The sequence below is a fragment of the Pseudonocardia sp. KRD291 genome (genome assembly GCF_019263595.1).
GTDB lineage: Bacteria > Actinomycetota > Actinomycetes > Mycobacteriales > Pseudonocardiaceae > Pseudonocardia.
In genome coordinates this window covers 1-10,312 of the sequence record NZ_JADQDD010000232.1, presented here as the reverse complement: position 1 = coordinate 10,312, position 10,312 = coordinate 1, and the positions used below count along the sequence as shown (strand labels likewise).

General features: G+C 72.4%; 11 protein-coding genes and 1 pseudogene. 5 read left to right on the top strand and 7 right to left on the bottom strand.

The features are described from left to right. A pseudogene (locus I4I78_RS24760) lies at positions 1 to 488 on the top strand (alpha/beta hydrolase); the annotation flags it as partial. A gap of 110 nt (positions 489 to 598) precedes the next feature. Next, a complete protein-coding gene (lepA, locus tag I4I78_RS24755; RefSeq protein ID WP_218613890.1) occupies positions 599 to 2,461 on the top strand; it encodes a translation elongation factor 4 in 1,863 nt (620 codons plus the stop codon). Positions 2,462 to 2,501: 40 nt separating this feature from the next. Here lepA and I4I78_RS24750 read toward each other — a convergent pair whose 3' ends face one another. Beyond that, positions 2,502 to 2,978 (bottom strand): MarR family winged helix-turn-helix transcriptional regulator, encoded by a 477-nt coding sequence (locus tag I4I78_RS24750; RefSeq protein ID WP_218613889.1) that lies wholly within the window; start codon positions 2,976 to 2,978, stop codon positions 2,502 to 2,504. Positions 2,979 to 3,146: 168 nt separating this feature from the next. Beyond that, the gene (locus I4I78_RS24745; protein WP_218613888.1) at positions 3,147 to 4,112 is read right to left on the bottom strand and encodes a zinc-binding dehydrogenase; all 966 of its coding nucleotides are present in this window, start codon (positions 4,110 to 4,112) and stop codon (positions 3,147 to 3,149) included. 65 nt (positions 4,113 to 4,177) lie between these two features. On the opposite strand from I4I78_RS24745, the gene I4I78_RS24740 reads away from it, so the two are divergent. Continuing rightward, a complete protein-coding gene (locus I4I78_RS24740; RefSeq protein WP_218613887.1) occupies positions 4,178 to 4,387 on the top strand; it encodes a hypothetical protein in 210 nt (69 codons plus the stop codon). 24 nt (positions 4,388 to 4,411) lie between these two features. Here I4I78_RS24740 and I4I78_RS24735 read toward each other — a convergent pair whose 3' ends face one another. Continuing rightward, positions 4,412 to 5,263, bottom strand: a complete 852-nt coding sequence (locus I4I78_RS24735; protein WP_308252335.1) for an NAD-dependent protein deacetylase — start codon at positions 5,261 to 5,263, stop codon at positions 4,412 to 4,414. 77 nt (positions 5,264 to 5,340) lie between these two features. Here I4I78_RS24735 and I4I78_RS24730 point away from each other — a divergent pair, with 77 nt between their 5' ends. Continuing rightward, positions 5,341 to 5,931: a TIGR03086 family metal-binding protein gene (locus I4I78_RS24730; protein WP_218613886.1), complete on the top strand. Its 591-nt coding sequence runs from the start codon at positions 5,341 to 5,343 to the stop codon at positions 5,929 to 5,931. A gap of 34 nt (positions 5,932 to 5,965) precedes the next feature. Here the strand turns inward: I4I78_RS24730 and I4I78_RS24725 are convergent, their stop codons facing one another. The 3 genes from I4I78_RS24725 to I4I78_RS24715 all read right to left on the bottom strand — a co-directional run bounded on the left by I4I78_RS24725 (position 5,966) and on the right by I4I78_RS24715 (position 7,763). Continuing rightward, positions 5,966 to 6,754: an enoyl-CoA hydratase-related protein gene (locus tag I4I78_RS24725; protein ID WP_218613885.1), complete on the bottom strand. Its 789-nt coding sequence runs from the start codon at positions 6,752 to 6,754 to the stop codon at positions 5,966 to 5,968. A gap of 86 nt (positions 6,755 to 6,840) precedes the next feature. Next, positions 6,841 to 7,290, bottom strand: coding sequence for an OsmC family protein (locus tag I4I78_RS24720; RefSeq protein WP_218613884.1), 450 nt, complete (start codon positions 7,288 to 7,290; stop codon positions 6,841 to 6,843). 245 nt (positions 7,291 to 7,535) lie between these two features. Next, positions 7,536 to 7,763, bottom strand: a complete 228-nt coding sequence (locus tag I4I78_RS24715; RefSeq protein WP_218613883.1) for a hypothetical protein — start codon at positions 7,761 to 7,763, stop codon at positions 7,536 to 7,538. 411 nt (positions 7,764 to 8,174) lie between these two features. Here I4I78_RS24715 and I4I78_RS24710 point away from each other — a divergent pair, with 411 nt between their 5' ends. Next, complete coding sequence (locus I4I78_RS24710) at positions 8,175 to 9,035, top strand: LLM class F420-dependent oxidoreductase (RefSeq protein WP_218613882.1); 861 nt, start codon at positions 8,175 to 8,177, stop codon at positions 9,033 to 9,035. Positions 9,036 to 9,057: 22 nt separating this feature from the next. Here the strand turns inward: I4I78_RS24710 and I4I78_RS24705 are convergent, their stop codons facing one another. Next, positions 9,058 to 10,158 carry an LLM class flavin-dependent oxidoreductase gene (locus tag I4I78_RS24705; protein ID WP_218613881.1) on the bottom strand — a complete coding sequence of 367 codons (1,101 nt, stop codon included), beginning with the start codon at positions 10,156 to 10,158 and terminating at the stop codon, positions 9,058 to 9,060. Positions 10,159 to 10,312: the final 154 nt, after the last annotated feature.

The window sequence follows — 10,312 nt, the reverse complement described above, 5'->3', positions numbered from 1 at the left end:
CGGACCTGCTGCGCAGCTGGGCCAGCGACATCGTCGGGGTGTTCGACGAGGACTACGTCTGGCACGACCTCGCGCAGGTCTGGCAGACCCCGGAGGCGGGTGAGCAGGCCGTGGCGCAGATGGTCGGCACGCCGGTGGCCGACGCGGCCCGGCGCCTGAGCAGCCGCGGGATGGAGGCCGGGGTCGCCGAGCGGGTGGCCGCCGGCATGGACGCCGCGATGGGGGAGTGCATCCTCACCCTCTACCGCTCGGCCGCGCAGCCCGCGCTGGCCCGCCGGGGCGCGGACCTGGAGAAGGCGGCGGTTCGGCCGGGCCTGTCACTGCTGGCCACCGAGGACCACATGGTCGGCACCGACCCGCAGCGCCGGCGCGCCGCGGAGCGGGCGGGTGCCCGCACCGAGGTGCTCGAGGGCCTGGGCCACTGGTGGATGGCCGAGGACCCGCAGCGCGGCGCGGACGTCCTGACCCGCTTCTGGGACTCGTTGTAGGGGCTCACCCGTACGCGGTAGGGCGGTGACCGGGTCGTCGAGCGGCTGACCCGGGCCCGTCCCGGCCGACGTGGGACGATGGTGGTGACCCGACGCGAATGGATTGCTGAGTGACGACGTACGCCGACCGCACGTTCACGCCGCCGGAGCGCATCCGGAACTTCTGCATCATCGCCCACATCGACCACGGCAAGTCGACGCTGGCCGACCGCATGTTGCAGGTGACCGGCGTGCTGGAGGCGCGCAACTACCGCGCTCAGTACCTCGACCGGATGGACATCGAGCGCGAGCGCGGCATCACGATCAAGGCGCAGAACGTCCGGCTGCCGTGGACGGTCAAGGACGAGAACGGTCGCGAGCAGGAGACCGTCCTGCACCTGATCGACACCCCCGGCCACGTCGACTTCACCTACGAGGTCTCGCGCGCGCTGGAGGCCTGCGAGGGCGCGATCCTGCTGGTCGACGCCGCGCAGGGGATCGAGGCGCAGACCCTGGCCAACCTCTACCTGGCCATGGAGAAGGACCTCACGATCATCCCGGTCCTGAACAAGATCGACCTTCCGGCCGCGGACCCGGACCGGTACGCCGCCGAGATCGCGCACATCATCGGCTGCGAGCCCACCGACGTCCTGCGGGTCAGCGCGAAGACCGGCGACGGCGTCGAGGCGCTGCTCGACGAGGTCGTGCGCCTGGTCCCGGCCCCGGTCGGCGACGCGGACGGCCCGGCGCGGGCGATGATCTTCGACTCGGTCTACGACACCTACCGTGGCGTCGTCACCTACGTCCGGGTCGTCGACGGCACGCTGAAGCCGCGCGAGCGGATCAAGATGATGTCCACCGGCGCGGTGCACGAACTGCTCGAGATCGGCATCGTCTCGCCGGACCAGAAGCCCTCCGACGGGCTCGGCGTCGGCGAGGTGGGATACCTGATCACCGGTGTGAAGGACGTCCGCCAGTCCAAGGTCGGCGACACGGTGACCTCGCAGCGCCAGAGCGCCGAGAAGCCGCTCACCGGCTACCGCGAGCCCCGCCCGATGGTCTACTCCGGCCTGTTCCCGGTGGACGGATCGCAGTACCCGGACCTGCGCGACGCGCTGGACAAGCTGCTGCTCAACGACGCCGCGCTGACCTACGAGCCGGAGACCTCCGCCGCGCTCGGGTTCGGCTTCCGCTGCGGCTTCCTCGGCCTGCTGCACATGGAGATCACCCGGGACCGCCTCGAGCGCGAGTACGACCTGGACCTGATCTCGACCGCGCCGAACGTCGTCTACCGGGTCGTCACCGACGACGGGAACGACCTGACGGTGACCAACCCGTCGGACTGGCCCACGGGCAAGGTCGGCGAGGTCTACGAGCCGGTCGTCAAGATCACGATCCTGGCGCCGTCGGAGTTCGTCGGCGCGATCATGGAGCTGTGCCAGAGCCGGCGCGGCCAGCTCGGCGGGATGGACTACCTGTCCGAGACCCGCGTGGAGCTGCGCTACACGATGCCCCTCGGTGAGATCATCTTCGACTTCTTCGACGCCCTGAAGTCGCGCACCCGCGGCTACGCCAGCCTCGACTACGAGGAGGCCGGCGACCAGGTGGCCGACCTGGTGAAGGTGGACATCCTGCTGCAGGGCGAGGCGGTGGACGCGTTCTCGGCGATCGTGCACAAGGACTTCGCCTACGGCTACGGCACGACGATGGCGGCGAAGCTGCGCGAGCTGATCCCGCGGCAGAACTTCGAGGTGCCGATCCAGGCCGCGGTCGGGTCGCGGATCATCGCCCGGGAGACGATCCGGGCGATCCGCAAGGACGTGCTCGCCAAGTGCTACGGCGGCGACATCAGCCGTAAGCGCAAGCTGCTGGAGAAGCAGAAGGAGGGCAAGAAGCGGATGAAGACGATCGGTCGCGTCGACGTCCCGCAGGAGGCCTTCGTCGCGGCGTTGTCCACCGGCGGCGGGCAGGCGACCGAGAAGCCGAAGAAGTAGCGCGCGGCGGGGCCGGTCGTCGACCGGCCCCGGTCCGGCGTCAGATCCGGTGCGTGCGCGGCCCGGGGATGCCGCCGCCGGGCATCGTCGAGAGGTGCTCGGCCACCGGCGCCGTGCCGCGGCGGGGCGCGAGCATGCGCTGCACCCGGCCGCAGACGGACTCGACGACGCCGCGTCCCTCGGCGGCGAGGTGCACCACCACCCTGCGCCGGTCCAGCGGGTCCGCCGAGCGGTAGGCCAGCTGCAGGCTGACCAGCCGGTCGACGATGCGGGTGGCGGTCGGGGCGGGGAGCGCGGTGTGGCCTGCGATCTCACCCATGCTGCGGCCGGTGCCGCGGGCGAGCATCAGCAGCACACGCCAGCCGTCACGGCTGACGTCGGCCGCGTCGGGGTTCGCGGACAGGGCGGTGGCCACGGCGTGGTCGACGCGATCCAGGAACTCGACGACACCTGCGGCTCCAGGCGCCGGTGCGGTCGAGACCGCACCCGGCGCCCGGCGACTGTAGGGCTCAGACACGATGACGGACTGTACTTGTCATCTGTCCGAAATCCGACCGTGTCCTGCGGATATCGTGCTGTAGCGGCGGGCGGTCGTCACACTGCGCTGACGAACAGCCTCCGGACCAGGCGTAACGGGGCCCGACACCGCCATCACGACTACATCACACCCGGATCTCGTAACGAATCACCTGGTGAGCACGATCTTCCCGGCCGTCTTCCCGTCGAGCATCGAGGAGAACGCGTCCTTCGCCTGGTCCATCGGCACCTCGGTGCCGATCTCCGGGGAGATCCCCGCGGTGGCCACGAACGACATCAGGTTGGCGAGCTCGTCGCGGGTGCCCATCGTCGAGCCGACGACGCGGAGCTGGAGGAAGAAGAGCCGCTGCAGGTCCGCAGGCGGGTTCGGGCCGCTGGTGGTGCCGCAGATCACGATGATCCCGCCCGGCTTGAGCGCGCGCATCGAGTGCGACCAGGTGGCCTCACCGACGCTCTCGAACACCGCGTCGACCTTGCCGGGCAGCTTCTCGCCGGAGTCGAACGTGGCGTGCGCGCCCAGCCGCTCGGCCAGCGCACGCTTGTCGGCGTCGCGGCCGGTCACCCAGACCTGCATGCCGGCCGCGCGGCCGAGCTGGACCAGCGCGGTGGACACGCCGCCGGAGGCGCCCTGCACGAGCATGGTCTGCCCCGGCGTCAGACCGGACTTGGTGAACAGCATCCGGTAGGCGGTCAGCCACGCGGTGCCGAGCACGGCGCCCTGGGCGGCGGTCATGCCCTCGGGCCGCGGGATCGCGTTGCGCTTCGGGACGACGATGGTGTCGGCCATCGAGCCCTGGTGGCGCTCGGTCAGCAGGGTGCGCTTGGGGTCGAGGGTCTCGTCGCCCTTCCAGTCCGGGTCGCCGATGATCGAGTGCAGGACGACGTCGGTGCCGTCGGCGGTGGTCCCGGCCCCGTCACAACCCAGGATCATGGGGAACTGGTCGGGCTTGATCCCGACCCCGCGCAGCGTCCAGAGGTCGTGCATGTTCAGGCTGGCGGCGTTGACGTTCACGCTGACCCAGCCGTCGGGGACCTCCGGCTCGGGGCGCTCACCCACGACGAGCGAGTCGAGCGGGGAGTCGGCGTTGGGCTCACTGGCATAGACGGCGAACATGGTCCGAACCTAACCAACTCCGGGCGCCGGTACCGGGCGGAGCGGGCATCGGTACCGTCTGGAGGGTGCGCGCGATCGTCGACGGGTGGGATGCCGTCGAGCTGTGGGTGACCCAGCTCGCGTTCCTGTTCCAGGTCCTCCTGGTGATCGTCGTGCTGCTGCCGCTCTGCGCCGTCGTCGCGACCCTGGTGGACCGCCTCACCGAGAGGTTCGACTCCCGTGCCTCCTCCGGCACGGGCCCCGCCCCGGAGCCCGGGGACGACGCGTCCCGGTAGCCCTCGCAGCGGGAGCGTGAGCGGTCAGAGGCCCTGTGTCGTCCCGGCCAGAGCGCCCAGCACCTCGGACGTGCCCGCATCGACGAGGACGGTGGCCAGCGCGTCGCCGCGCGTCGCGCCCCGGTTCACGATCACCACCGGGACCCCGTGCCGGGCGGCGCGCTTGACGAACCGCAGCCCGGACATCACCGTCAGCGAGGAACCGGCGACGAGCAGCGCGCCGTCGTCGGGGTCGAGCCCGTCGACGAGGCCGTAGCAGCGGGCCACCCGGTCGCGGGGCACGTTCTCGCCGAAGAACACGACGTGCGGCTTGAGGCGCCCGCCGCAGCCCGCGCAGGGCGCGGTCCGGAACCCGTCGGTGGCCTCCAGCGCGGCGTCGCCGTCCGGGGCGGACTCGACCTCGGCGCTGACCGACTCGGTGAAACCGGGGTTGAGCGCGGCGAGACGGCGCTGCAGGTCGTCACGGGGGCCGATCTCGCGGCAGTCCAGGCAGATCACCTCGTCGATCCGCCCGTGCAGGTCGACGACGTCGCGGTGCCCGGCCGCGGAGTGCAGGCCGTCGACGTTCTGGGTGATCAGCCCGTCCAGCACGCGCGCCCGCTCCAGGTCGGCGAGCGCACGGTGCCCCGGGTTCGGCTCGGCGCGGCGCATCCGGGCCCAGCCGACGTGGCTGCGCGCCCAGTAACGCCGCTGCGCCGCCTCGCCGGAGACGAACTCGGAGTAGGTCATCGGGCGCCGCGGCGGCGAGTCCGGCCCGCGGTAGTCGGGGATCCCGGAGTCGGTGCTCAGGCCGGCCCCGGTGAGCACGACGAGCCGCCGGCCGGCGAGCAGGTCGAGCGCCCGCGTTCCTGCCGTGGTGTCGCCGAGGGTGTCCACGACGTCCAGGATAGGCGCGCTGCGGCGGTGTCGCGTTCCTTCAATCCGTGCGCGCGGGCGCGGGGCAGGCTTCGGGCATGGATCACGACCAGCTGCTCCGCGACGGCGTCGACCTGGCCGTCGCGACCATCCGCGACACCCCGGTCGAGCGTTACGACGACCCCACCCCGTGCGCGGACTTCACCGTCGCGAACCTGATCAACCACCTGGCGTTCGGCCTGGTGCTCGCGCGTTGCAGCGGCACCCGGGAACCGTGGGACCCGGCCTGGACGGCCGACTCCCCGGCGCCGGTGCTCGACGGGCTCCCCCGTTCGGAGTGGGCGCGGGCCGCGGCCGATGCGGGCGCGCAGGTGGTCGCGGCCTGGGCCGACCCGGCCGCGTGGTCGGGGGACTCGCACATGGGCGGCGCGCCGATGCCGGCCGCGGTGATCGGCTCGATGATGACCGGCGAGTTCGCCGTGCACTCCTGGGACCTCGCCGCGGCGACCGGCCGGCGCGTCGACGTCGGGGCGGGGCTCGGCGAGGTGGCGCTGGAGGCGATGACCGGGATGGCGTCGATGGGCCGCGACGCCGGGTGGATCGGCCCCGAGGTCACCGTCGACGCCGACGCCCCGGCGTTCGAGCGGGCGCTGGCGGTGTCCGGCCGCGACCCCGCCTGGACCGCCTGATCCGTCTGACCCCCGATCCGCTGATCCGGCGCGGTCAGCCGCGGACCCAACCCGGCTTGCGCTTCTCGCCGAACGCGCGGATGCCCTCCTGCCCCTCCTCGGAGGCGAAGAAGCCGGCCGAGAGCGTGTTCATCTCCGCGAAGTCCTGCGCCATCGACTCCGGACGGGTGCGGCGCAGCATCTGCTTGGCCCCGGCCAGCGCGTTCGGGGCGCCGAGGGAGAGCATGCCGGTGTAGCGGGCGACCTCGGCGTCGAGCCCGTCGTCCGGGACCGCGCTGTTGATCAGCCCGATCGCGGCGGCGCGGTCGGCGTCGAACGTCTCGCCGGTGAGGAACAGCTCGTGCGCGGCGCGGGCCGACAGGCGCGGCAGCACCGTCACCGAGATGACGGCCGGGATGACCCCGATCCGGACCTCGGAGAACGCGAACGTCGCCGCCCGGGCCGCCACCGCGATGTCGCACGCCGCGACGATCCCGACGCCACCGGCGCGGGCGGGACCGGACAGCCGCGCGACGACGGGGGTGGGGGAGTCCCAGATCGTGCCCAGGATGCGCGGGACCTCGGTGATGCCCTGCTGCCCGGCGCCCGCGCCGCGGGACTCCTTGAGGTCCATCCCGGCGCAGAACACGGTCCCGGTGTGGGTCAGCACGATCACCCGCGCCGCGGGGTCGGAGATCGCGCTCTCCAGGTGCGCCAGCAGCTCGCGGCGCAGTTGTGCGGAGAGCGCGTTGCGGTTGGCCGGCGAGTCCAGGGTGATCGTCGCGATCCCCCCGGAGACGTCGAGGTGGACGAGTTCGGACGCGTCGGCACTCACGCCCGTCACCGTATCCCGGCGCGGCGGGTGCACTCGTGCGTCACGACGAGCGCGCCACGCACGTCATGACGCACGAGTGCACCTCGTCGGGACGGTCAGGCCCTGGTCCAGTTGTTGGTGATCTTCACGCCGGCCTGGGCGAACAGCTGGCTGACCGGGCAGCGACGCTCGGTCTCCTCGGCGAGCTTCGCGACCTGCTCGTCGGTGCCGTCGGTCGTGATCTGCGCGTCGATCCGCAGGTTCTGGAACGTGGTCTCGCCCGGGCGGTCGGTGCCGGTCGTCATCGTGGTCGGGTTGAAGTCCGCGGCCACGTCGAACTTCACGTGCTCGAGGGTGATGCCGAGCTCCTTGGCCACGATCGACGAGGTGACCTGGTTGCACGACGACAGCGACGCCAGCGTGTAGGCGAGCGGGCTGGGGTGCTGGTCCTTGCCTCCGAACGCCTCGTAGGCATCGGTCTCGATGGTGTAGTCGGCGCCGTCGACCGCGACGGTCTGCGCGACGCCGGTGCCCTGGCCGCTGACGGCGAAGGTGACGAGAGGCATGGGTGTCTCCTGGTGGTGCTCGGGCCCGGCGGACGGGCGAGGGGGCCGGAGGGAGAGCCGCGTCGCCTGAGGACGCGCGCGTCCGGGGGCGCGGGAGGTGGCGGATCTACCGGCCGGACGGACAGCAGGCGCTGTCGGTGCGGCGCAGGTCGACGTGCAGGCGGCGCACGAGGACGAGGGTGATCACGGAGCCAGTCAACCGCGTCCGGGCCGGGACCGCCAACCCGGAGTGGGTGGGCCCGGTCTCAGCGGGTCGGCGTCCCACCGGACTGGCGGGGCAGTGGACGGCGCAGGACGGCGATCTGCTGGGCCAGCTCGGCCGCGATCAGCTCGGCGTGCAGGGTGTCGTCCTCGCCCTCCCGGGTGGCCAGCGCGCGGTGGCGGCGGACGAGATCGTCGAGCGAGTCGAGCATCCGCTGCACCGACGTCCGGCCGGCCGGTACGGGCTCGGGTCGGGTGAGTTCTGGTGTCATCGACGTTCTCCGTTGAACGTTGTCGGGGGCGAGGCGGGACCATTCCCGTTGTACCCCCGAACAACGCTGCGCGTACGCGTCAGTACGCGCATGGGACGCAGGACACTGTGACCGGGCGTGGTCGGGCGCTGACCGGTCGTGATCCGGTTTCGGGCGTATCACCGCTGCGACCAGCGGTCGAGTGGCGCCGCGGCGGCCCACGGCCGCACCGCGGGCGTGGTCCGGATGGTGTCCGGCCGTCGCCACCGGGAGCTCGACGCCCGCGGACGGGTGACTCGCGGTGTCCGACGGCCACCCCATCGGATGATCTCCACGAGGGTGGGACCGACAGGGCCACGCTGGCGGCGGCCGTGCGCCCCGGGGCGGCGCTAGCGTCCCTGGTGACGCACACACCCCCCGACGGGAGAGAACGTGAAGATCGGACTGCACATCGCGGACTTCACCTACCCCAGTGGCCCGGCGGGCCTGGCCGACGACCTCAGCCGGATCGCCGTCGCCGCGGAGGAGGAGGGGTTCGCCCGCGTCAGCGTGATGGACCACGTCTGGCAGATCCGCCCGGTGGGGCCGATCGAGAACGACATGCTCGAGGCGTACACGACGCTGGGCTACCTGGCGGCCCGCACCGAGAAGGTCGACCTGCTGACCTGGGTCACCGGCGTCACCTACCGCGAGCCCGGCCTGCTGGCCAAGCTCGTCACGACCCTGGACGTCCTGTCCAAGGGCCGCGCGTGGCTGGGCATCGGCGCCGCGTGGAACGACGAGGAGTCGGCCGGTCTGGGCCTGTTCTTCCCGCCGACCGCGGAGCGCTTCGAGCGGCTCGAGGAGACGCTGCAGATCTGCCTGCAGATGTGGGGCCAGGACGAGGGCGCGTTCGAGGGGAAGCACTACACGCTCGGCCGGACGATGAACGTCCCGCAGGCACTGAGCCGCCCGCACCCGCCGATCCTGATCGGCGGCGGCGGGGAGAAGAAGACGCTGCGCCTGGTCGCGCAGTACGCGCAGGCCTGCAACCTGTTCGGCGGGCCGGACCTCGAGCGCAAGCTCGACGTCCTGCGCCTGCGCTGCGACGAGGTCGGCCGCGACTACGACGACATCGAGAAGACCGTCATGGCCCCGCTCGACCCGAGCGACCCGAAGGCCCTGGTCGAGCAGCTGCAGGGCTTCGCGAAGCTGGGCGTGGAGCACGTGCACGGCTGGGTCCCGGGCGTCTCCGAGATCGAGCCGCTGCGCGTCCTGGGCCGCGAGGTCATCCCCGCCGCCGCCCAGATGTGACCCGTGCGCGGCGGGGCGGGGGTCAGGCCGCGGTGGAGGCGGCGTCGCGTCGGGCGACCTCCTGGCGGACCAGCGGGATCACCTCGCGGCCGAACTCCTTCGCGTCCTCCAGCAGGTCGTAGCCGCGCGCGGAGAGGATCCGCACGCCGAGGTCGTAGTAGTCCAGCAGCGCCGCGGCGACCGTCTCCGGCGTGCCGACCAGGGCGGTGGAGTTCCCGGCGCCGCCGGTGGCCTCCGCCGTGACCGTCCACAGGGCGCGGTCGTGCACCTCGCCCTTCTCGGCGGCCGAGAGCAGGCGCTGCGAGCCGGTGTTCTCCGGGTCGGTGAGCTTGTGCCGGCGCGTGAGCTGCTGCCCGCCCGCGGTGCGCTCCCGGATCGTCGCGACGGTGGCGTGCGCCTTCTCCCAGGCCTGCTCCTCGGTCCGCCCGAGGATCGGCCGGAACGCGACCTGGAACGTCGGCGCCGGGCGTCCGGCCGCGCGGGCCAGCGACGTGATCGTCTCGATCTGCTCGGCGGTTCCGGCCAGCGGCTCGCCCCACAGCGCGTAGATATCGGCCTCCTCGGCGCCCACCCGGTAGGCCGCGGCCGAGGACCCGCCGAACGAGATGCCCGGGCGCGGCTTCTGCGCAGGCTCGACGTCGAGCACGAAGTCGGAGAAGTCGTAGTGCTCGCCGTGGAAGTCGAACGGCTCCCGCTCGGTCCAGGCCCTCTTGTAGATCTGGATGGCCTCGCGGGTGCGGTCGTAGCGCTGGTCCTTGGACAGGGTGTCGCCCTCGCGCTGCTGCTCGTGGTCGTTGCCGCCGGTGATCACGTGCAGGGTCAGCCGGCCGCGGCTGATCTGGTCCAGCGTCGCGACGGTCTTCGCGGCGAACGTCGGGTAGGAGACGTTCGGGCGGTGCGCGAGCAGGAGCTGCAGGTGCTCGGTGTGGTCGGCGATGTAGGCCGCGGCCTGCGCCGGGTCCGGGCTGCCGGAGCCGTAGGCGGTGAGCACCCGGTCCCAGCCGTTCTCCTCGTGCGCGCGGGCCAGGGCGAGGGTGTACTCGGGGTCGAACGCGGGGCCCGAACGCGACGTCGTCTCCGAGCCGTTGTGCGTCGCGCCGATGCCGAGGAACTCGACGGGCATGGTGGGTCCTTCCGGTGCGGTTGGCGGGTGTCGGGGTGCTCAGGACCCCGGACACGCCGCGGACCACACCCGTCCCAGATCCAGGTGGCGGCGCCGCACCAGCGGGACCCGGACCGACACGCCCGGTGCGGCATGGTGCCCGCGCAGACATCCG